Raw genomic sequence first — 21,885 nt, 5'->3', positions numbered from 1 at the left:
GACCTCACCGTGAACTTCTCGACCCCCGACGGCACCGTCCAGGCCGTCAAGGGCATCGATCTCGACATCAGGGCCGGCGAAACACTTGCTGTCGTTGGCGAATCCGGCTCCGGCAAGAGCCAGACGATGATGGGCATCATGGGCCTGCTGGCCGGCAACGGCACGGTCTCCGGCTCGGCGAAGTATCGCGGGCAGGAGCTGGTCGGCCTGCCGCCCAAGGCGCTGAATGCGGTCCGCGGCGCCAAGATCACCATGATCTTCCAGGAACCGATGACCTCGCTCGATCCGCTCTACACGATCGGACGGCAGGTGGCGGAGCCGATCGTCCATCACCGCGGCGGCAGTTTCAAACAGGCCCGTCAGCGTGTTCTCGAACTGCTCGAACTGGTCGGCATTCCCGATCCCGCACGCCGCATCGACAGCTATCCGCACGAACTGTCCGGCGGACAGCGCCAGCGCGTGATGATCGCCATGGCGCTCGCCAATGAGCCGGACATCCTGATCGCCGACGAGCCGACGACGGCGCTCGACGTGACGATTCAGGCCCAAATCCTCGATCTCCTGCGCTCGCTGCAGGCCCGCTTCGGCATGGCGATCGTGCTGATCACGCACGATCTCGGCATCGTCAAGCATTTCGCCAACCATGTTGCCGTGATGCGCCGTGGCGAAGTTGTCGAGACGGGCACGACAGCAGAGATCTTCGAGGCACCCAAGGCCGAATACACACGCATGCTTCTGGATGCCGAACCGAGCGGCCGTAAACCATCGCCGCCGGACAATGCCCCGATCATGCTGGAAGGCAAGAACGTCACGGTGGATTACGCGCTCGGCGGCGGCCTGTTCAGCGGCAAATCCGGCACGTTCCGCGCCATCGACGACGTGACGCTGCGGCTGAAACAGGGCCAGACCATCGGTATCGTCGGCGAATCCGGTTCCGGCAAATCCACGCTTGGGCGCGCGCTGCTGCGGCTTGTACCGAGCGGCGGGCATTACCGGTTCGAGCGCACGGATATCTCCGGCTTTGACCGCAGCGCCATGCGGCCGTTGCGCAAACAGTTGCAACTGGTTTTCCAAGATCCCTACGGCTCCCTCTCGCCGCGCCAGACGGTGGGCGAGATTGTCACCGAAGGTCTCTACGTGCACGAGCCGCAGTTGAGTCGTGCCGATCGTGACAAGCGGGCGATCGAGGCTCTGAAGGAAGTCGGCCTCGATCCGGCCTCGCGCAACCGTTACCCGCATGAGTTCTCCGGCGGCCAGCGCCAACGCATCGCCATTGCCCGCGCCATCATCCTGAAACCGAAGATCGTCATTCTCGACGAGCCGACCTCGGCACTGGATCGCTCCGTGCAGGGGCAGGTCATCGACCTCTTGCGCGACCTTCAGAAGGCGCATGGCCTTTCCTACATCTTCATCAGCCACGATCTTTCGGTGGTGAAGGCGATGTCGGACTATGTGATCGTCATGAAGGACGGCAAGATCGTCGAAGAAGGTGAAACGGATGCGATCTTCGACGCACCGAAAGCGATCTACACCCAGACCCTGATGGGGGCCGCCTTCACCGCTTAAGAATGGTAGACCGGTTCACCCCGGAAATTGTTCAAGTGCTTTCGCGTTCGATGACGCGGTAGCCGGTGAGCGTAATCTCCTCGGCACTGCCGCCTTCGCCCTGGATCGCTTGTATCAGCCTGGTCGCCGCCAGTTGCCCGATGTCGTAGCAGCCGACATTGATCGTCGTCATGCGCGGATGACAGCAGGCGGAAATCTCGTAGTCGCCAAAACCCGCAATGGCGATGTCTTCCGGGACGCGCAGGCCGCGCCGGTTGCATTCCATCAGGGCACCGAAGGCGGAGAGGTCGGAAACACACAGCACGACCTGCGTATCCGGCCAGCGCTCGAGCAGGCTGACGACCGCCTGACCACCCTGCTCCATCGAGATCGGCGGGACGCCGAAGGAGATCACCCGCCCCGTCGGAAGGTCGAGTTCCTCCAGCGCCCGGACAAACCCCGCCCGCCGCTGGCTGCCGCGCGTATCGCGCGATGTCGTGCCGCCAATGTAGCCGAAACGCGTATAGCCTTTTGCTGCAAGCGTCCGGACGAGCAGGGCCATGGCTTCGCCATTGGAGAAGCCGACAACCTGGTCGATGGGGTTGGCCGGGATATCCCATGTTTCGACCACGGGAATACCGGCCTTCTCCAACATGCGACGGGCCTGCGCCGTGTGTGCTCCCCGGTGAGGATGATCCCTTCGGGCCGCCGGCGCAGCATGGCTTCGATCAGCTTCTCTTCGCGCTCCACGGAGTAGTTTGTATAGCCGAGCAGCAGCTGCAAGCCGGTGTTTTCCAGCATATCCGTGATGCCGCGCGCCGTGTCGGAGAAATTCGAGTTGTTGATCGAGGGGATGATGGCAGCAACAAACCCAGTTTTGCGTGAGGAAAGGCTGCCGGCAGCCTGATCGAGCACATAGCCGAGTTCATTGACGGCCGACAGGATCCGCTCGCGCGCTTCCTCGGAGACATAGCTGTTCTGCCTAAGAGCCCGCGAAACGGTCATAGCCGAGACACCGGCCTTGCGCGCCACGTCCGCCATGGTCGGCGCGGGTGTCTCTCCCGGCTTGGTGTTTACAGACTTGATCATTGCCCCGTCGTCCCCAAAGCTTCCTCCCGGCACCGCCGGCAGAAGTCCTCCCGATGGCAATATTTTCTTTGAAAAGCAATTTGCCAGCCTTCATGTTATCGCTATCATAAGACGAAGACAACATGGCCTTGTTGTTTGGCATGGTCTGAAAATACGGAAATGCGCGAGGAGGCGCCGGTCTATGTTCGGAGAATTGGAAGGTACCGGTTTCGAGGCCCTGGATCCGCGGTTCGCAGCCTGCTTCGTCGGCCATGCGCGGGTCGAGCGACTTTGGACCGGCGGGCGATGGCTGGAAGGGCCAGCCTGGTTTGGCGCCGGACGATACCTTGTCTGGTCCGACATTCCCAACAATCGCATGATGCGCTTCGATGAAACCGACGGCTCGGTCTCGGTCTTTCGCGCCCCGTCCAACAATTCCAACGGCAATACGATCGATACACAAGGGCGGTTGGTAACCTGCGAGCACCTGACGCGACGGGTAACGCGAACGGAACACGACGGCTCCATCACTGTCATCGCCGACCGGTTTGAAGGCAGGCGCCTCAATTCACCAAACGACGTCGTCGTCTCCTCAGACGGCACCGTCTGGTTCACTGACCCCTCCTACGGCATCATGCACGACTACGAAGGCGACTATGGCGACGAGGAAATCGGCGGCTGCCATGTCTATCGCGTCGACCCGCTGTCCGGCGCCGTCACCAAGGTCGCCGGCGATTTCGTCAAACCAAACGGCCTTGCCTTTTCACCGGACGAATCCACGCTCTACATCGCCGATACGGGCGGCACCCACCGCGACGGCGGGCCGCGCCATATCCGAAAGCTCACCGTCGGCAAGGACGGCACGCTTTCGCACAGCAGGGTCTTTGCCGAATGCACCAGCGGCTTTTTTGACGGTTTCCGCCTCGACCGCACGGGCCGCATCTGGACGAGCGCCGCCGACGGCGTGCATTGCTACGATCCCGACGGAACCTTGATCGGCAAGATCCATATTCCGGAACTGGTTTCGAACCTCACTTTTGGCGGCCCGCGGCGCAACCGCCTGTTCATCACCGCGACGACATCGCTTTATGCGGTCTATGTTACGGCCAACGGCTTGCGGCTGGGATAAAGGCGGATCAGCGGGTATCCAGCCAGTCGGCCAGTTCGGCTTCGGCGCGCTCCAGCGCACTGTAGTTCAAAAGCTTGCGCAGCAGCGCAACCGTCACGGCGCGGGCCCGCAGGTTGAAGCGTCCTTCGTCATGATCTTCCGACGCGCTCTGGTAGACGTCCAGTTTCTCGTAAAGCTGCTGCAGGCGGTTCTGGACGCTGCGCAGCGATAGGTTCCGGCGGCGCGCAATCGCCCGGTCCGTCAGTCCCAGCGCGATATCGACAAGGATTTCATACTCGGTATCGCTGAACCCTTTGGTCTGGCCGAGGCTCTTCTGCTGCATGCCGCGCACCTCGCGGTCGATCACGCATTGCGATTCGATGAAGATGCTGCGCAGCGCGAGTTTCAGCCGCTCGTCGGAGGCCGATTTCAGCACATAACCATAGGCAGCGCCATCCGGCACGATGCGCGAGACACCGCGCACATAGGCCTCGTCGGAATAATTCGACCAGAACAGGATGCGGGTGTCCGGGCGTTCCTTCCAGATCGTGCGCGCCGCCTCGATGCCGTTGCGATTGTTCATCTGCAGGTCCATGACGACATGGGCGGACTTGTGGTCGCGCGCCAGCTTCTCGCCAGCCGTGCCGCTTTCCGCCTCGATGACAGTTTCGCATTCCGGCAGCGCGGCACAGACCGCCTCGTGCAGGTAGGATCGATGCAGCGGATCGTCTTCGACAATCAGGACTTTCATGCGTCATTCCTCTGGTTTTGGGGACGCGGTGTCTGCGCAGCCACCGGCAGATGCACGCTGATAACAGTGCCGCGATTGTCCCGTCCGGCGCTGATCGAGAACTTTGCGGAGATCAGCCGTGCCCGCGTCTTCATATTGTCGATGCCGCCGCCATTGCGCCGCCGGGGTTTGAGGATACCGACGCCGTCGTCCGACACCTCGATGGAAATGCCGTCCGCCAGTTCGCGCAACCGCACCGTAATGCGAGCCGCCTGCGCATGGCGCACGGCATTGTTGATTGCCTCCTGCGTAATGCGGAACAGCGCCACGCAGACCGTCTGGTCGAGACTGTCGATCACGCCATCGGTCTCGTCGACAAGGTCTGGCTCGATCGAAAGCCCGCTGTCACGCACGGACCGGTCGAGATGATTTTCCACCGCCTGGACGAAACCGAAGAGCTGCAGGACCGAGGGCTTGGCTTCCTCGATGATCTGCCGCAGATCCTGCATGCAGTGCTGCAGTCCGCGGGCGAGCGGCTCCAGCGTTTCGCCGGAGACCTCGTGTTCATGCGTCAATCGCTCAAGCCGGCGCGACAGCCGTGTCAGGTCGGCGAGGGTCTGGTCGTGGAGGTCCATGCCGATGCGCTGGCGCTCCCGCTCCAGCGCTTCCGTGAGGTTCAGTGCCCCGAGGCGAAGTCCTTCCTCACGGGCGCGGGCTTCGGCTTCCACGATCGCCGAGCGCTGGGCCTGCTCGGCGGCCCGAAGCGCGAAGAAATAGGGAGACAGGAGATCGGCGATCGAGCGCGCATTGGCAACGTCGTCCATCGTGTAGAGGCCGATCGCGTGGGACGAGCAGGAGAGGGCGCCGATGACATCGCCCTCGACTTTCAGCGGCACATGGATGCGGCTGCGCAGATCCTGCTCGAAGATCGGCCGGACGAACGACCCTTCGAAGTTGAAGCGCGGATCGTTGCGCGCGTCGTCGCTCATGAGATAGCTGACCTCGCCCCAAAGCAGTGTCCGGATCGGGCTTCCCGAGACCAGCGCCGGCGGATGGTTGCCCCAGGCCGTCTCAAGGCCTGTCTCGTAAGCCGTGTGGTATTTGCCGCCGTGCATGATGATGCAGACATCGAGATGATCATGGGGGATGATATGGGAAATCTCCACTGCCACGGCACGGATGGCCGAACGGAACTCGAGTTGCCCCGCGAGCAGCCGCGATATGCCGAGATAATGATCGAGCAACGCCGAGGGCGCCATCTTGAGCATGGTTGCTTTCTCCTCCCGATCGCTCCTGCCGCCTCCACGGCCGAAACACCGGACTGTTCCCATCGATCAATAAGCGCCCAGACGGCAATGCGCGTCCTGCACGATCCCGCATCATTTACAGCAGAAACCGCAAAGCCGCTGCCGCAATGTTCCTATACAAGCCCGCACTTCTATACCATCCTGCCCCCGTCGAGAGGAGGAAGCTCGGCATTTCACAAAAAGCTCATCCCCCGTTTCGGGCAGGATGAACCGATCCCGCTTCGGAAAAAGCCGGATCAACAGGGAGAGAGAGATGAATTTCAGAAAGATGCTTCTGGCATCGGCTGCACTTATGTGCGCCGCGATGCCGATCCAGGCCCTTGCAGATACAGCCGCCAAGAAGATTGCGCTGTCCAACAATTATGCCGGCAACTCCTGGCGCCAGGCCATGCTGACAAGCTGGGAAAAGGTCACCGGCGAAGCGGTCAAGGCAGGCGTCGTCGCCGCGGCCGACCCCTTCACCACCGCGGAAAACCAGGCGACCGAGCAGGCAGCCCAGATCCAGAACATGATCCTTCAGGGTTATGACGCCATCGTCATCAATGCCGCATCGCCGACCGCCCTCAACGGCGCCGTCAAGGAAGCCTGCGATGCCGGCATCACCGTCGTTTCGTTCGACGGTATCGTGACGGAACCCTGCGCCTGGCGCATCGCCGTTGATTTCAAGGAAATGGGCCGCAGCCAGGTCGAGTATCTCTCGAAGAAAATCCCGGCTGGCGGCAATCTCTTGGAAATCCGCGGTCTTGCCGGCGTCTTCGTCGATGACGAAATCTCGGCCGGCATCCATGCCGGCGTCGCTCAGTTCCCGCAGTTCAAGATCGTCGGTTCCGTACACGGCGACTGGGCGCAGGACGTCGCCCAGAAGGCCGTTGCCGGCATCCTGCCGAGCCTGCCGGAAATTGCCGCCGTCGTCACTCAGGGCGGGGACGGTTATGGTGCGGCCCAGGCATTCGACGCCGCCAAGCGGCCGATGCCGACCATCGTCATGGGCAATCGCCAGGACGAGCTGAAATGGTGGAAGGAACAGAAGGACGCCAATGGCTACGAGACCATGTCGGTCTCGATCGCACCCGGAGTCTCGACGCTCGCTTTCTGGGTCGCCCAGCAGATCCTCGACGGCAAGGAGGTCAAGAAAGATCTCGTCGTGCCTTTCCTTTCGATCAGCCAGGATACGCTGGAAACCAGCCTGGCTAACACCCAGGAAGGCGGCGTCGCCAATGTCGAATATTCTCAGGCCGATGCCGAAAAGGTCATAGCCGAAGCCAAATAAATCCGATCCTCCCAACTGGCGGTTCTGCCGGTCCCCGGACCGTGCAGAACCGTCCCTTGTTCCGGGAACATGAAGCATGACAGACGAACCGCAACGGCACGCGGTGATCGAGGTTGCGGATGCCAGGGTCAGCTTTGGCGCCGTCAAGGCTCTCGATGGCGTGAGCGTTAAAATCATGCCGGGCGAATGCGTCGGCCTCGTCGGCCACAACGGTGCCGGCAAATCGACCATCGTCAACGTCATCAATGGCGGACTGACGCCGCATTCAGGAACGATCAGCCTCAGCGGGACCGCAGCAGTGCGCTACGGCATCGGCACCGCCCGGGCCAACGGCGTGCGCTGCGTCTTCCAGGAACTGTCGCTCTGCCCGAACCTGACCGTGATCGAAAACACCCGTATCATGCACCAGACCCTGACAGGCTGGGGCTGGCGCCGCCGTGCGGCCGCGATCATCGGCGCGAAACTGGATGAGATTTTCCCCGGCCACGGCATAGACGTGGCGTCGCCGGTCAGCCACCTGTCCATCGCCGAGCGGCAGATGGTAGAGATCGCAACCGCTTTTTCGCACGTCGCACAACCGGTCCGGCTCGTCATTCTCGACGAACCGACCTCGTCGCTCGATGCAAGCCTTGCCACCCAGTTGCTTGCCTATGTCCGCAGCTTCGTTGCTGCCGGCGGCTCGGTGATCCTGATCTCGCATATCCTGGGTGAAATCCTCACGACCTCCGACCGCATCATCGTCATGAAGGACGGCCGCGTGGTGGCGGAGCGACCGGCAACCGAATTCGACGAACACAGCCTCGTCGCTGCCATGGGCAGCGTCGTCAAGGGTCGCGACATCGCCAAGACAATCAAGCCTACGCATGGTCTGCAACCGCTGCTGACCGCGGCGGAGCGGCGCGGCAAAGGTCTCTCGTTCCAGGCGTTTTCCGGCGAGATCATCGGCCTTGCCGGTCTCGGCGGCCATGGCCAGACCGATATGCTCGTTGATCTCTATCTATCCCATACCAGCAACTGGATGAATGGTCGTGCGCCGCGCGTGACCTTCGTTGCCGGCGACCGCGCGCTGAACGGTGTCTTTCCGCTTTGGAGCATCCTGAAGAACCTGTCGATCGCGCATCTGTCGGGCCTGTCGCGCCGCGGCGGCCTTCTTGACGATACAGGCGAGGCAGCGCTTGGCCAGTCCTGGAAGGACCGCATCGAGATACGCACGCCTGACGTCGATAATCCGATCCTGTCGCTGTCCGGCGGCAACCAGCAGAAGGTTCTCTTTGCCCGAGCGCTCGCGACACCGGCGCCAGCCGTGCTGATGGACGATCCGATGCGAGGCGTCGATATCGGCACAAAGCAGGAAGTCTACGCGATCCTCCGGGACGAAGCCCACAAGGGCCGGACCTTCGTCTGGTATTCGACGGAAATGGACGAGGTCTGCCTCTGCGACCGCGTCTATGTCTTCAACAATGGCGCGATCGTCGCCGAACTCAAGGGCGAAGACGTGACGGAAAAGAACATCCTGGCTGCTTCCTTCATGGGCGCTGCCGCATGAGAAAAATCCTGTCCTCCGATACCGTCCGGCTGCTGATCCCGGCTTTGTCGCTGACCATCCTGCTGATTGCCGTCTTCTACCTGCAGCCGCGGGCCATGAGCTATATCGGGCTCAACCTGTTGTTCAATCTCGCCGTCCCGATCGCGCTTGCGACCATCGCGCAGATGCTGATCATGACAGTCAACGATCTCGACCTGTCGATGGGTACCTTCGTCAGCTTCGTCGCCTGCGTCGCGGCCACCTTCCTGCAGGCGACACCGGCGCTCGGCACGCTCATCCTCGCCGCAGCCGTCGCCACCTATGCGGCGCTGGGCGTACTGATCCACGTGCGCAACCTGCCCTCCATTGTCGTCACGCTCGGCATGAGCTTCGTCTGGGGCGGCCTCGCTGTCCTGATTCTGCCGGCCCCCGGCGGTCAGGCGCCGGAATGGGTGCGGGCGCTGATGATCTCCAAGCCGCCCTTCGCGCCGATGGCGATCATTGCCAGCATCATCATCGCGCTCGTCTCGCATTTCCTGATCATGCGCTCTTCCTTCGGTGTCATCCTCCGAGGCGTCGGGGGCAATGCGCGTTCCGTCGAACGTGCCGGCTGGTCGATCATCGGTGCCCGCGCCGCGACCTATGCGCTTGCCGCGGTCTTTGCCATCCTCGCCGGTATCTCGCTGGTCGGACTGACCACGTCTGCCGATGCCAATATCGCGCTGCGCTACACGCTCCTGTCGATCGCCGGCGTCATCCTTGGCGGCGGTGAATTCACCGGCGGGCGGGTCTCGCCGATCGGGGCTGTCATCGGCGCGCTGACGCTGACGCTCGCCGGCTCCTTCCTGTCCTTCCTGCGCATCTCGCCCGACTGGCAGATCGGTGCGCAAGGCGCCATCCTCATTGTCGTGCTCGGGCTAAGACTGCTGCTCAACCGCCTCGAACGCCGGGAGAAACGCGCATGACCCGCCTTGCCTCCCTTGTGCGCAGGCCGTGGATCTGGTCCTTCGTCGCAGCCCTGACCGTCTGGGCCGCCACCATCCTGTTTACCGGCGGCGCCAGCACGGTCGGCCTCAGCCAGGCGGCACTGACCTTCGCCGCCTTCTCGATCCTCGTCGGCATCGGCCAGATGTTCGTGATCACGCTGGGGCCTGGCAATATCGATCTTTGCGTGCCCGCCACCATGACGCTGGCCGGCACCGTTGCGCTGAAATTCATGAATGTCGATAATTCGATGATCCTGCCGGGCCTCATTGTTGCAATCGGCATCGGCGTCGCTGTCGGCATCGGCAATTATGCGCTGATCAAGCTCCTGCAGATTCCGCCGATCATCGCGACATTGTCGATGAGTTTCATCGTGCAATCGACGGCGATCTGGACCAATCGCGGCCTGCGGATTAAGCCGCCGGAAGTGCTGGCAAAATTCACGACGGAGACGACAGCAGGCATTCCGAACGTCGCCTTCGTCGCGCTTGTCCTGTCCGTACTTGCCTTCATTCTCCTGCAGAAAACCGTATACGGCCGCTGGATCGCCGCGATCGGCCAGAGCATCCGGGCAGCACGCATGGCCGGCATTCCGGTCGATGGCACGCGCTTCATCACCTATATCCTTTGCGCCGTGCTTGCCGCCATCTGCGGCTATCTGCTTGCCAGCTTCTCCGGCGGCGCCGCACTCAACATGGGCTCGGAATATTTGCTGATGTCGATCGCCGTCGTTGTCATCGGCGGCACGGCGGTGGCCGGTGGCGACAGCAATGTGCCAGGCATCTGGGGGCGTCGCTGTTCATGTTCCTGGTCGTGTCGATGCTCAACACCTACGGCGCCGGCGCCGGAATTCGGCTCATCATGACCGGCCTCATCATCATCGCCGTCATCGTCCTGGCCGGCGGCCGAAACCCCAATCAACGATAATACGGATTGATCCCATGCCAGCTTCCTCGCCTTTCGAAGTCCACGACAACAGGTTCAAGGCGTTGTTCAACAGCAGCGCAGCACTCGAGGAGCTTTATTCCGGCTGCCGATGGGCGGAAGGTCCTGTCTGGTTTGATGACGCCCGGCATCTCCTGTGGAGCGATATTCCCAACCAGCGCATGCTGCGCTGGACGCCGGACGGCAATGTTTCGGTGTTCCGCGAGCCTTCCAATTTCACCAATGGCCACACGCGCGACCGTCAGGGCCGACTGGTTTCCTGCGAACACGGGACACGACGCGTCACACGCACCGAGCCGGACGGATCGATCACAGTCCTCGCCGACCGCTTTCAGGGAAAGCATCTGAATTCGCCCAATGACGTCGTTGTGCGTTCCGATGGCTCGATCTGGTTTACCGATCCGACCTACGGCATTCTCTCCGACTACGAGGGCTACAAGGCCGAACCCGAACAATCGAGCCGAAACGTCTATCGGCTTGATCCGGTAACCGGCGAGATCACAGCGCTGGTCAGCGATTTCCTGCAGCCGAACGGGCTTGCTTTCTCGCCCGACGAAAACCTGCTCTATGTCGCCGACAGCGGTGCGAGCCACGACGATACTGCACCCCGCCATATCCGCGTCTTCGACGTTAATGATGGACGCACGCTGAGCAATGGACGAGTGTTCTGCCACATCGACAACGGCGTCCCCGACGGCATGCGGGTCGATACATCAGGCAATGTCTGGTCGAGTGCTGCCGACGGGGTGCATTGTTTTGCGCCCGACGGCACGTTGCTTGGCAAGATCCTGGTGCCGCAGACAGTGGCCAACCTCACCTTCGGCGGTCCGCGCCGCAACAGGCTCTTCATCACCGCAACCCGGTCGCTCTATTCCATCTACGTAACCGCAACCGGGGCGCAAATGCCTTGACAGGTTTCAGGCCCTGCGGCTTTCGCGCCGCTTGATCTGCTGCTCGCGAAAGAAAATGAACAGGCCGGCGGCAACGATCATGCCGGCCCCCGTCAAGGTCGTCAGCTTCGGCGTATCGCCGAAGAAGGCCCATCCGAAAATGATCGCCCAGAGCAGCAGCGTATATTGCAGCGGCACCACCGTTGCGGCATCCGCCAGCTTAAGGGCCCGCGTGACGAAGATGTGGGCGAGCATGGCGACGATGCCGAGCAGGCAAAGCATCATCAGCGGCTGTCCGGAGACCGGCGTCCAGCCGGAGGGCTCGATGGCCAGGCCGCAGGCCGAAAAAGCAGAGCGCCAGTCACCTGCCAGAAGATCAATGTCGTGTCCGACGTCTCCCGCAAGGTCCGCCCCAGCAAAATGGCAACGGCGAAAGCAGCGCTGCCGGCGATGGCGATCAGTGCGGGTAGCGAAAAGCTTTCGCTGGACGGCTCAAGCGCAACAACGACGCCGGCGAAACCAAAGAGAATTGCCGACCAGCGCCGCCATCCGACCTTTTCACCGAGCAGGAAGGGCGAGGCTGCGGCAACATAAATCGGGGCCGCCAGCCAATAGGTCATGGCATCGGCAAGCGACATATAGCTGACCGCGAAATAGAAGGCGGAGGCTTCGGCAGCAAAGAGCAGAGCCCGAAGTCCCTGCAGCCAGGGGCGATCAACGATGATGAGACTGCGCCAGCCGCGACGGATCAGAAACGGCGACAGCACGACAAGTGCCGCCAAGCTTCGGATCAGCATCAGCTGGTTGACCGAATAGGACGCCACCAGCCATTTGCCCATCACGTCGTTCAGAGAAAACATCAGCATACTGAGCAGCATGATCAAAACGCCGTTGCGCGCAGAATTGCCATGGATGGGAAGCGTGGCGCTGGGGGTGCTCATGGGCGTGCTCTTGAACGATTGGATCCCGCACGTTGCATATTTTGGCCGTGCCATCCATCCCGGAAACCGGATGGGTTCATCACGATTGCGAATGGCATCCTGCCTGGGCAAAAAATATGCAGTACCCCCGGTTCTGTTCGATGTCCGCGCTTGACCTTGACGGAGGAGTTGCTAAAAAGTTTGTCTTCGCAGAAGCAGGGCATAGATATACGCCTGCGAAGTAAACCTGGTGCCGGGCCCCTCTGGCGAGAGTTTTAAACGGCGCTCTCGTGATGTCGGTACCGCCAGCAAACAGCCGGCGGAATACAAACAGATGAAAATCCACCTCATGCGTTCTTTGCATGCCCGTGACGGTATGCGAGCTTTTTTGCCTTTTGCAGCTTTTGATGCGCGCGCATCGGTACAGGAGGCGCGGCCATGACACCGGCTTCCTCCACGACCACCCTTGGATATTTCAAATGGGCCTTCATCGTCACGGCGGTGGGTCTTGTGCTTGGCGCCTGGCTCGGCTGGCAAACGACCGGGACGATCGGCGGCACGGCCACCGTGTTCTTCATCTGCACGGTGCTTGCCGTGCTGGAGATCTCCCTGTCCTTCGATAACGCCATCGTCAACGCCAACAAGCTCAAGGACATGACGCCGGTCTGGCAACACCGCTTCTTGACCTGGGGCATTATCATCGCCGTCTTCGGCATGCGCATCGTCTTCCCGCTCCTGATCGTGGTCATCGCTGCAAACATCGGACCGATCGATGCGATGATTCTCGCAGCCGCTCGACCGGAAGAATATGCGCGCATCATGAATGATGCTCACCTGCCGATCGCCGCCTTCGGCGGTACCTTCCTGATGATGGTCGGCCTGAAGTTCTTCTTCGATCATGAAAAGGACGTACACTGGATCGCCTGGCTCGAAAGCAAGATGGCGCGTTTCGCCACCATCAAGGGCGTCGAGATTGCTTTCGTCCTGACCATCATCCTGGTGTTTTCGTCCCTGCTCGAAGGCGAAGAGGCAACGACCTTCGTCTATTGCTCGATCTATGGCCTCCTGACTTTCCTCGCAGTCGAGGTTGTGGGCGGGCTGCTCGATGCATCCCAGCAGACGATGAGTGCTGCGGCCAAGGGCGGTCTTGGAGCCTTCATCTACCTCGAAGTGCTGGATGCCAGCTTTTCCTTCGACGGTGTTATCGGCGCCTTCGCCCTGACGCAGAACCTCTTCATCATCGCCATCGGCCTTGGCATCGGCGCCATGTATGTGCGCTCGATGACGATTATGCTGGTGGAGAAGGGCACGCTTGCCGAATACCGCTATCTCGAACACGGCGCCTTCTACGCAATCCTGATCCTTTCGGTGATCATGTATTGCCAGACGCTCGTGCATATTCCTGAGGTCATTACCGGCCTTGGTGGCGCGGCCCTGATCGGTATCTCCCTCTGGTCTTCGATCCGCTACAACAAGCAAGAGATACGCGAAGCACACGGATAATACGAGAGTATCCGGATTCAGGTGAACTCACCTGAATCCGGAAAAATGCCATGGATTGATACTGTAGAGCACTCGATAGCCATGAAAAAGCCCGCCAGTCATCATCTGACCGGCGGGCTTTGTTTTGGGATCAATAGGGCGATCGAAGCAGCCGCGCGACGGAAACCGCGCGCAGGCAGGGTCCGGTCAGCCGCGCTTGACGGAGTGGAAGTTTGCCGGGTTAATGCCGAGCGTCTGGAGATCACGGTCGCGCGGGCGACGGTTGCCTTCAACAGCCGCTGCAGCAGCGGAGGCTGCGCCGAAGATGGCGAAGGCATTGCTGAAAAAGCCACGGGCAGGTTTGTAGGCGGACATCTTTGAACTCACTTTCCTTGTTTCTCTATGACAGGAAGATGCGCCCGAAGCCCCTTGTTTACAATGCACAGAAACTCATCACAGCCATGCAAATAGACAGGGCCCGGTTAACCAGAGGTCACCGGGCCCTGTTCTTGACGGTCTTGGGAGGAGCGTCAGATGGTTTTGTTGTCGTTTGTCGTTCTTATCGCTGACAAACTCTAGTCTTCATTTGCCGCCAGTTGCGACAGGACTTGGCCACGTCCGCGCGCGCGCAGGATCAGCGGGACGATCAGCGCCGCCGCGGCAATGACGAGCAGCACGGCAGCGATCGGCGAGGTGAACAGCACCGTGACGTCGCCCTGGCTGATGGCCAGCGCCCGGCGCAACTGCTGCTCGGCCAGCGGACCAAGGATCAATCCGACAACCACCGGCGCGATCGGATAGCCGAAGATGCGCATCGCATAACCGAGCAGGCCGAAAGCCAAGAGCATGCCGAGTTCGAACACCGACGGATTGGCGCCGATCGTGCCGAGCGTCGCAAACAGCAGGATGCCGGCATAGAGCCAGGGCTTGGGGATCGTCAGCAGCTTTACCCAGAGACCGACCAGCGGCAGGTTCAGAACCAGCAGCATGAAATTGGCGATCAGCAGTGAGGCGATCAGCCCCCAGACGAGTTGCGGATTGGTCGCGAACAACAGAGGACCGGGCTGCAGGCCATATTGTTGGAAGCCGGCGAGCATGATCGCGGCCGTCGCCGTCGTCGGCAGGCCGAGCGTCAGAAGCGGCACGAGCGTTCCGGCGGCCGACGCGTTGTTTGCAGCCTCCGGCCCCGCGACGCCCTCGATGGCGCCATTGCCGAATTCTTCCGGATGTTTGGTCAGGCGCTTTTCGGTCGCATAGGAGAGGAAGGTGCCGATTTCGGCACCGCCGGCCGGCATAGCGCCGATCGGGAAGCCGATCGCCGTTCCGCGCAACCACGGTTTCCAGGACCGCGACCAATCCTGCTTGCTCATCCAGACCGAACCCTTGACGGCCTCGACCTTGTCGGGACCGAGATTGCCCTGGGCGGCGATATAAAGGGATTCGCCAATGGCGAACATTGCCACGGCAAGTGTCGTGACCTCGATACCGTCAAGCAGATCCGGCACGCCAAAACTCATGCGCGCCTGCCCCGTCAACTGATCGATGCCGATGATGGCAAGGGCAAACCCGATGAACAGCGAGGTCAAACCGCGCAAGGTCGAATCGCCGAAGGCAGAAGATACGGTGACGAAGGCGAGAACCATCAAAGCGAAATATTCGCGCGGACCGAAAACCAGCGCCAGCTTCACCACGAAGGGCGCGATGAAGGCGAGGCCGATCGTGGCGATCAGGCCGGCGACGAAGGAGCCGATGGCAGCCGTTGCCAGTGCCGGACCTCCACGTCCCGCCCGCGCCATCTTGTTGCCCTCGAGCGCGGTGACGATCGAGGCACTTTCACCGGGCGTGTTGAGCAGGATCGAGGTCGTCGAGCCACCATACATGCCGCCATAATAGATGCCGGCAAACATGATCAGCGAACCTGCCGGATCAAGCTTGTAGGTGACGGGCAGAAGAAGCGCCACGGTCAGCGCCGGGCCGATACCCGGCAAAACGCCGACGGCGGTCCCGAGCGTTACACCGATCAGCGCATACATCAGGTTCATCGGCTGCGCGGCGATGACCAGCCCCTGCAGCAGGAATTCGAATGTGTTCATGGCTTTGGCCTTACCAGAAGAGGCGTTCGAGCGGCCCGGCAGGCAGCGACAACTGCAAGAGGCCCGAGAAGATCAGCCAGACGCCGAGACTGAGAGCGATGCCGATCGGGATCGTGAACCAGAGCTTGCGCTTGCCGAAGCCGGCCGCCGCAAACGCAAAAAGCAGGCCGGTGGCAATGGAAAAGCCCAATGTCTTCAACAGCAACATCTGCAGCGCAAGACCGCCGACGATCCAGAAGACCGGGCCGAACTCCTGCCGTTCACGCGCGGGAAAATCGCCTCGAAACGCTTCAAAAACGGTCCACGCGGCTAGGAAAAGCAGGCCGCAGGCGATGACGAAGGGTACTGTTCCCGGCCCGATGCCGGAATAGCTGGCAATCGTTGCAAGCCGCGACGTATCCCAAAAGATCAGACCGGCAAGCGCCGCCAGAAACGCGGCAATGGCAAGCGCCGCCCAATCAGGGCGGCGCGTTTCCGTTGAAGGGTATGACCCTTGCTCATTGAACGAGACCAATGTCCTTGAGGACAGCTTCCGTAGCGGAAACGTCCTTTGCCAACTGTTCCTTGAAGGCATCGCCAGCGAGATAGGTGTCAGCCCAACCCTTGGTCTTCAAGGTTTCCTGCCAGCCGGCGGACTTGACCAGCTTTTCGATATCAGCCGACACGGCTGCCGTCTGCTCCGGCGTCAGGCCGGGTGCGGCGGCGATCATGCGCCAGTTTTCAACGACGACGTCAAGGCCGCCTTCCTTGATGGTCGGCGCGTCGATGCCGGCAATGCGCTCGGGGCTCGAAACGGCGAGCAGGCGCAGGGTGCCGGACTTGACCTGGCTTTCGAATTCGCCATAGCCGGAAATGCCTGCTGTGACCTGGTTGCCGAGGATGGCGGCCAACGCTTCACCGCCGCCGGAGAAAGCGATGTAGTTGATCTTGGTCGGATCAACACCGGCAGCCTTGGCGATCAGGCCGACCGCGATATGGTCCGTGCCACCAGCCGAGCCGCCGCCCCAGGAGACAGCGCCCGGATCTTTCTTCAGGGCTTCAACGAGGTCACCCATAGTCTTCAGCGGCGAATCAGCCGGCACGACGATGGCTTCATATTCGCCGGTCAGGCGTGCGATCGGCGTCACGTCGCTCAGCGAAACGGGCGACTTGTTGGTCAGGATAGCGCCGACCATGACATAGCCGCCGACGATCAGTGCATTGGCGTTGCCGGCCGATTGGCTGGCGAACTGCGCAAGACCGATTGTGCCGCCGGCACCCGGAACGTTCTGAACCTGCACGTTGGAGGAGATGCCCTCCTGCTGCATGACCGACTGGATGGAACGGGCCGTCTGGTCCCAGCCACCGCCCGGGTTCGCCGGTGCGATGATGGTGTAGTCGGCAGCGACTGCTGGCAGCGCCATTGCGCCGGCCAGGATGGATGCCAGAAAAAACTGCTTCAAGATAAAATCCTCCGTCATGCGCTCTCTTTCGAGCGCGTTGTTCATCTTCACGGACGGGGAGATTTTGAACCGAAAGCTTATCGCACAATCCTTGCGGACCGCCAGTATGCCAAATCGGTAAGCCCCTCCCAGGCCGTTTCAAGCATCCGCCTCCACGGATACCGAAGAACCACAAGCCATCACACGAAGCTGACATTTAGCTGACATGTGCGATGCCCTTGGACGTTCACTGTCCATTAATTTCCGCTTTTCGTCTACTGCAAACGCAGCACATCGTTCCAGCGGGCAATCAGGCGCGCGCGCTTGACCTGATCGAGATAAACCATGAGGCCCGGACTGACCGGCACCGGCCGAAGCTGCGCGCCGAGCATGGACTGCATCATGTTGGCCGTGTTCTCGCCCGCCACATCCGGGCTGACGGCTGCGATCTGCAACTCGCGGGCCATGATCGACTGCCCCTCCTTCGACATGAAGAATTCGAGATAGCGCCGTCCGAGATCAGGCGAAGCCGCTGACTGTGGTACGAGGCCGATACGAGACATGACGACGGTATAGTCCCTCGGCAGCACAATGCCGACATCCGGATGGCGTGATGCCCAGTCCGCGGCATAGGAACCCAAAATGTTATAGCCAAGCACGAAGCGGCCATCGGCCACTCTTTCCAGAATGGCCGAGCTTGTGGAATAGAGCTTGACGCCGGCGGCCCCCATCGCGCCGATCACGGACCAGATATCGCCGAACTGTTCCTGGTCGCGCGCCATGAACAGGAAGCCGACGCCGGAGCGCTCGATGTCGTAGGTGCCGATTCGGCCATGCACCGCATCGCCCTGGTGCTTGAGATAGGCGACGAATTCCGCCCGGGTCGATGGCGGTGGCTCCTTGGTGAAACTCGGCTTGTGGTAGACGAACACGGCTGGCTCGAAAGTCAGCGCGTAAGCCGTGTTGCGCCAATTGGCCCAGGCCGGCCAGCGCGCACTCATCGGCATGTCGCTGCGCTGCGCATAGCCGTCATTGCTGAGTTTAACCTGCAGGTCCATGGCCGAGGAAAAGGCAAAATCGGCCGTTTTCTGCCCTGCATCCGTCTCCTTGACGATACGGTCGTAAATCTCGCCGGTCAGCATGTCCTCGTAGCGGACGGCGACATCCGGATTGGCAGCCTGGAACCCCGCGATCATCGGCTTGGCAAGCGGCTCGTCTAGCGACGAATAGACCAGGAGTTCCCGCGCATCGGCAGCACCCGACAGAGCCGGGAAAACCACCGGCTGCGCATACGCCGTCAGCGGACATCCAAACAACAGAAAAATGAGAACAGCCAAACGCATAAACCGATCATGCCGCAGCACGCCCCGTTCACAAGCGCCGGGACGACCGGTACAGTATGCCGAGGGAGACATCGGATTTGCGTATTCTACTGGTAGAGGACAATGCGGCGCTGGCGGACGGGCTTGTCGCCATCCTGCGCGGCAGCGGTTATGCCGTGGATGTGGTGCGCGACGGCGCCTCCGCCGATGCGGTCATCGCGACGGAAACCTTCGATCTCGTCATTCTCGATCTGACGCTTCCGGAAATGGACGGACTGGACGTTCTACGCTCCATGCGCGCCCGTCAGAACAAGGCAGCGGTGCTGATCCTGACCGCGCGCGGAACGCCTGAAGAGCGTATCAAGGGCCTTGATCGCGGCGCCGACGACTACATGATCAAGCCGTTCGACATCGGCGAATTCGAAGCGCGGGTGCGCGTGCTGCTGCGCCGGCAAGCGGGCATGCGATCGTCGCTGGCCAGCTACGGTAATATCTCGTTCGATCTGACATCACGCACGTTTTCCGCCGAAGGAGCGCCGATCGATATTCCGGCCCGGGAACTCGGGCTTTTGGAAATCCTGTTCCTGCGGGCCGGCAAGGTGGTTTCGAAGGACGCGATCATGCAATCGCTGACCGCCTTCGACGACGATCTGAGTGCCAATGCCATCGAGCAATATGTCAGTCGGCTGCGCAAGCGGCTGTCGCCCCATGGGCTGACGGTGCGCACCGCCCGCGGCATCGGCTATTATCTCGACAAATCGACGGAGGGGGCATGACGCGGCCCGCCGTCTACTCCCTGCGGCGGCGACTGCTGGGCTGGCTGCTGATTTCCACCGCCGTCATCGGGGTGCTCGCCCTGATCGATACCTATCGCGAGGCGGTTAAGACCGCCGATATCGTCTCTGACAGGGTACTGGCCGGTTCGGCGCTGGCGATCGCCGAGCGCGTCGTCGTCGCAGAAGACGGTACGCTGGAAGTCGATATCCCCTACGTGGCGCTGGAAATGCTGACATCGGCAGCGCAGGACCGTGTTTTCTATCGCGTCGATGGACCGCCTGGGCAGTTCATCACGGGCTACCAGACCCTGCCCTCCGTCAGCGATATGAAAGGGCAATCGACAGCCTATGGCGATGCCAGTTTCCGCGGCGAGCAGATCAGGCTCGCGGTCCTTTCGCGCTCGGCCTCGACCGGCATCAATTCCGTACCCTTCACGGTTACCGTCGCCGAAACGACGATCGCCCGGCGGCAGCTGACGCAGGCGATCCTGCTGCGTTCGGCGCTCCGCCTCGCATTGATGATCCTCGGCGCCGCCGTCATCGTCTGGATTGCCGTCACCGTGTCGCTGCGCCCGCTCTACCGGCTGGCGGATGCGATCGCCGAGCGCAGCCCCAATGACCTGCATCCGATCGAACAATCCGTGCCGAGCGAGATCCAAGGCCTAGTAGAAACCGTCAATTCCTTCATGGTGCGCCTGCAATCTGCACTGGACGCCCTGCGCCATTTCAGCGGCAATGCCAGCCACCAGTTGCGCACGCCGCTTGCCATCATCCGCACGCAGTTGGCATTGTCTGCGCGTGCAACGACGCTGGAGGAGGCTCACATCGCGGCCCGAAAAGGCGACGAGGCGGTAGCGCATGCCGAACGTATTCTGACGCAATTGCTGCTGATGGCGAAAATCGACGCAGCCGGCTCCAGCGCACCACAGCCGCTGGCGCGGATCGACCTGACAGCGCTGGCGCAGGGAATTATTGCGGATCATGTACCGCGGGCCGCAGAGATGGGCATCGATCTCGGCTTCGAAGGGGAAGGAGAGGCCTTCATCCGGGCCGAGCCTCTGCTGATCGGCGAGTTGCTGCGCAATCTCATTGAGAACGCAATCAGCTATGCCGGCAAACAGGCGGAAATCACCGCGCGCATTGTCAGTTCGCCGGACGTCACCCGGCTGGAAGTCGAGGATAACGGACCAGGCATTCCGCCCGGGCGGCGCCATATGGTACGCCAGCGTTTTGCCCGCGGCGGAGAAACCCAGGCTCCGGGAATGGGCCTAGGCCTGCCGATCGTCGAAGAGATAGCGGGACTGTTCGGCGGCACGCTGAGCCTGTCCGATGGCGCGGACGGCAGGGGACTGAAGGTCACGGTAGGGTTTCCGCCGGCTGAAGCCTTTTAGCGGCCGCGGCGATCCATCAGGGATGTGGTTTCGCGGGTGTGAACAAGAAGGATCGCGTTCCAGATCTGCTGGATGAAACGCGTTTCGAACCGGCTCGCGAGCTTGCGCTGCGATGTCATGATAGTCTCCATGTGTTGCAATATCGCCCTTATGACAGACGCGGGCGAAACGAGCCAGATGGCGCACCGCAACGCAGACCTGTGTAGTGCACATGGCATAAAATCAGACGATTCTGGAAAAGCAAAAATATTGTGCAAGAAAAAGCCCGACGCTTGGCCGGGCTATTCACTTTGAAGCATGCCGTTTTAGTGATGATGCTCCGGCATTTCCTTCAACTGGTCTTTCGTCCAGTTTGTGACGGCATGGACATCGCCATCCTCGTCGCGCATGAATTCGAGATCAATGAGCGGGACAGCAACAGGCTTTGCCCCGATGCCAAGAAAGCCGCCGACATCGATAATGGCTGTGCTACCGTGGACATGGTCAAGCTTGCCCACCTTGTTGTCATCGGCACCGTAGATCGTGGCACCTTCAAGAAGGTCAGGAGTGAGTTCGGAGGCGCCAAGGCGTACGTGATTGGTGTGGTCCATTTCAGGGTCCTCTATGTTGGTTGGAACTGTACTAACCCGACTTCAGGCTAATTGTTCCAAAACACGGCCCTTCCATCGACGCCAAACCTGTCGCTCGGTTTGCAGAAATCCCTCCATTCACCTGTGGGCTGCAACTTGAACCATCTCTCAAGGACCACATGTGTCCCTGTGGTGCCCGATCAGCCCTTCCCAAACGGCATGAAATGATAAAACATGACCTGTCGGCACCGAACCGATTGATCCTGGAGGGGTATCAAGAATGATCGCGCCGTTCATTCGGCAAGTGCGTAGCGAAGACAATTTGCCGAAGCGGGACCTCCCGCCTTCGGTGCATCGCTATTGCCACGAGCGCCATGGTGAAACCGCCGTGGCGGCAGCAAAATAGGGCAAGCCGGGAAACGACGACAAGACAAGACGGCCGTTGGAATGAGGAGGAGTGACCATGAGCGGGAGCTGGATCGAAGTCTGGGGAAAGAACGGGCGGTGCAAGCACGAGCAGCACCATGGGTCCGACCGGC

18 protein-coding genes and 4 pseudogenes are annotated in these 21,885 nt (G+C 61.2%); 11 read left to right on the top strand and 11 right to left on the bottom strand.

The genetic code is table 11. From position 1 onward, the window contains the following. Positions 1-9 precede the first annotated feature (9 nt). Entirely contained in the window at positions 10-1,566 is a 1,557-nt protein-coding gene (locus P6U16_RS12210) for an ABC transporter ATP-binding protein (RefSeq protein WP_277700816.1), read from the top strand. Between the two features lie 31 nt (positions 1,567-1,597). Here the strand turns inward: P6U16_RS12210 and P6U16_RS12205 are convergent. Next, positions 1,598-2,634 (bottom strand): annotated as a pseudogene (locus P6U16_RS12205) (LacI family DNA-binding transcriptional regulator). A 181-nt stretch (positions 2,635-2,815) separates the two neighbouring features. Between P6U16_RS12205 and P6U16_RS12200 the strand changes: the two are divergent. Next, positions 2,816-3,742 carry an SMP-30/gluconolactonase/LRE family protein gene (locus P6U16_RS12200; protein WP_277700815.1) on the top strand — a complete coding sequence of 309 codons (927 nt, stop codon included), beginning with the start codon at positions 2,816-2,818 and terminating at the stop codon, positions 3,740-3,742. Positions 3,743-3,749: 7 nt separating this feature from the next. On the opposite strand, the gene P6U16_RS12195 is transcribed toward P6U16_RS12200, so the two are convergent. Together P6U16_RS12195 and P6U16_RS12190 are read right to left on the bottom strand one after the other, a co-directional pair. Next, positions 3,750-4,472 carry a response regulator transcription factor gene (locus P6U16_RS12195; RefSeq protein WP_277700814.1) on the bottom strand — a complete coding sequence of 241 codons (723 nt, stop codon included), beginning with the start codon at positions 4,470-4,472 and terminating at the stop codon, positions 3,750-3,752. Then, positions 4,469-5,719, bottom strand: coding sequence for a sensor histidine kinase (locus P6U16_RS12190; RefSeq protein ID WP_277700813.1), 1,251 nt, complete (start codon positions 5,717-5,719; stop codon positions 4,469-4,471). Before P6U16_RS12190 ends, P6U16_RS12195 begins: the two co-directional genes overlap by 4 nt. 292 nt (positions 5,720-6,011) lie before the next feature. Here P6U16_RS12190 and P6U16_RS12185 point away from each other — a divergent pair, with 292 nt between their 5' ends. The 5 genes and pseudogenes from P6U16_RS12185 to P6U16_RS12165 all read left to right on the top strand — a co-directional run bounded on the left by P6U16_RS12185 (position 6,012) and on the right by P6U16_RS12165 (position 11,393). Next, positions 6,012-7,028 (top strand): ABC transporter substrate-binding protein, encoded by a 1,017-nt coding sequence (locus tag P6U16_RS12185; protein WP_277700812.1) that lies wholly within the window; start codon positions 6,012-6,014, stop codon positions 7,026-7,028. A gap of 76 nt (positions 7,029-7,104) precedes the next feature. Continuing rightward, positions 7,105-8,574 (top strand): sugar ABC transporter ATP-binding protein, encoded by a 1,470-nt coding sequence (locus P6U16_RS12180; RefSeq protein ID WP_277700811.1) that lies wholly within the window; start codon positions 7,105-7,107, stop codon positions 8,572-8,574. Next, positions 8,571-9,518 (top strand): ABC transporter permease, encoded by a 948-nt coding sequence (locus P6U16_RS12175; RefSeq protein WP_277700810.1) that lies wholly within the window; start codon positions 8,571-8,573, stop codon positions 9,516-9,518. The genes P6U16_RS12180 and P6U16_RS12175 overlap by 4 nt, the downstream gene beginning before the upstream one ends. Next, positions 9,515-10,464 (top strand): annotated as a pseudogene (locus tag P6U16_RS12170) (ABC transporter permease). The gene P6U16_RS12175 and the pseudogene P6U16_RS12170 overlap by 4 nt, the downstream one beginning before the upstream one ends. 14 nt (positions 10,465-10,478) lie before the next feature. Further along, positions 10,479-11,393, top strand: a complete 915-nt coding sequence (locus tag P6U16_RS12165; protein WP_277700809.1) for an SMP-30/gluconolactonase/LRE family protein — start codon at positions 10,479-10,481, stop codon at positions 11,391-11,393. 6 nt (positions 11,394-11,399) lie between these two features. On the opposite strand, the pseudogene P6U16_RS12160 reads toward P6U16_RS12165, so the two are convergent. Next, positions 11,400-12,313, bottom strand: a pseudogene (locus tag P6U16_RS12160) (DMT family transporter). Positions 12,314-12,730: 417 nt separating this feature from the next. Between P6U16_RS12160 and P6U16_RS12155 the strand changes: the two are divergent. After that, a complete protein-coding gene (locus tag P6U16_RS12155; protein WP_277700808.1) occupies positions 12,731-13,795 on the top strand; it encodes a DUF475 domain-containing protein in 1,065 nt (354 codons plus the stop codon). 186 nt (positions 13,796-13,981) lie between these two features. On the opposite strand, the gene P6U16_RS12150 is transcribed toward P6U16_RS12155, so the two are convergent. From P6U16_RS12150 to P6U16_RS12130, 5 genes are all read right to left on the bottom strand, one after another. Continuing rightward, positions 13,982-14,149: a hypothetical protein gene (locus tag P6U16_RS12150; RefSeq protein WP_277700807.1), complete on the bottom strand. Its 168-nt coding sequence runs from the start codon at positions 14,147-14,149 to the stop codon at positions 13,982-13,984. 200 nt (positions 14,150-14,349) lie between these two features. After that, positions 14,350-15,867 (bottom strand): tripartite tricarboxylate transporter permease, encoded by a 1,518-nt coding sequence (locus P6U16_RS12145; RefSeq protein ID WP_277700806.1) that lies wholly within the window; start codon positions 15,865-15,867, stop codon positions 14,350-14,352. 10 nt (positions 15,868-15,877) lie between these two features. Continuing rightward, the gene (locus tag P6U16_RS12140) at positions 15,878-16,381 is read right to left on the bottom strand and encodes a tripartite tricarboxylate transporter TctB family protein (RefSeq protein WP_277700805.1); all 504 of its coding nucleotides are present in this window, start codon (positions 16,379-16,381) and stop codon (positions 15,878-15,880) included. Continuing rightward, positions 16,365-17,309: a tripartite tricarboxylate transporter substrate binding protein gene (locus tag P6U16_RS12135; protein ID WP_277700804.1), complete on the bottom strand. Its 945-nt coding sequence runs from the start codon at positions 17,307-17,309 to the stop codon at positions 16,365-16,367. Before P6U16_RS12135 ends, P6U16_RS12140 begins: the two co-directional genes overlap by 17 nt. Before the next feature lie 254 nt (positions 17,310-17,563). Next, on the bottom strand, positions 17,564-18,631 hold the full coding sequence (locus tag P6U16_RS12130; protein WP_277700803.1) for an ABC transporter substrate-binding protein: 1,068 nt from the start codon (positions 18,629-18,631) through the stop codon (positions 17,564-17,566). A 77-nt stretch (positions 18,632-18,708) separates the two neighbouring features. Between P6U16_RS12130 and P6U16_RS12125 the strand changes: the two genes are divergently transcribed. Together P6U16_RS12125 and P6U16_RS12120 are read left to right on the top strand one after the other, a co-directional pair. After that, the gene (locus tag P6U16_RS12125) at positions 18,709-19,386 is read left to right on the top strand and encodes a response regulator transcription factor (RefSeq protein ID WP_277700802.1); all 678 of its coding nucleotides are present in this window, start codon (positions 18,709-18,711) and stop codon (positions 19,384-19,386) included. Further along, complete coding sequence (locus P6U16_RS12120) at positions 19,383-20,777, top strand: sensor histidine kinase (protein ID WP_277700801.1); 1,395 nt, start codon at positions 19,383-19,385, stop codon at positions 20,775-20,777. Before P6U16_RS12125 ends, P6U16_RS12120 begins: the two co-directional genes overlap by 4 nt. On the opposite strand, the gene P6U16_RS12115 is transcribed toward P6U16_RS12120, so the two are convergent. Both P6U16_RS12115 and P6U16_RS12110 read right to left on the bottom strand, forming a co-directional pair. Then, positions 20,774-20,896: a hypothetical protein gene (locus tag P6U16_RS12115; protein WP_277700800.1), complete on the bottom strand. Its 123-nt coding sequence runs from the start codon at positions 20,894-20,896 to the stop codon at positions 20,774-20,776. The two genes, P6U16_RS12120 and P6U16_RS12115, sit on opposite strands and share 4 nt — an antisense overlap. 186 nt (positions 20,897-21,082) lie before the next feature. Next, the gene (locus P6U16_RS12110) at positions 21,083-21,367 is read right to left on the bottom strand and encodes a PRC-barrel domain-containing protein (protein ID WP_277700799.1); all 285 of its coding nucleotides are present in this window, start codon (positions 21,365-21,367) and stop codon (positions 21,083-21,085) included. Positions 21,368-21,549: 182 nt separating this feature from the next. On the opposite strand from P6U16_RS12110, the pseudogene P6U16_RS28360 reads away from it, so the two are divergent. After that, positions 21,550-21,752, top strand: a pseudogene (locus P6U16_RS28360) (fatty acid desaturase); the annotation flags it as partial. Positions 21,753-21,885 lie beyond the last annotated feature (133 nt).

This window comes from Rhizobium sp. 32-5/1 (genome assembly GCF_029537235.1).
GTDB lineage: Bacteria > Pseudomonadota > Alphaproteobacteria > Rhizobiales > Rhizobiaceae > Pararhizobium.
Note: the sequence above shows the minus strand (reverse complement) of the source record. Positions and strands in the feature narration are given on the sequence as shown.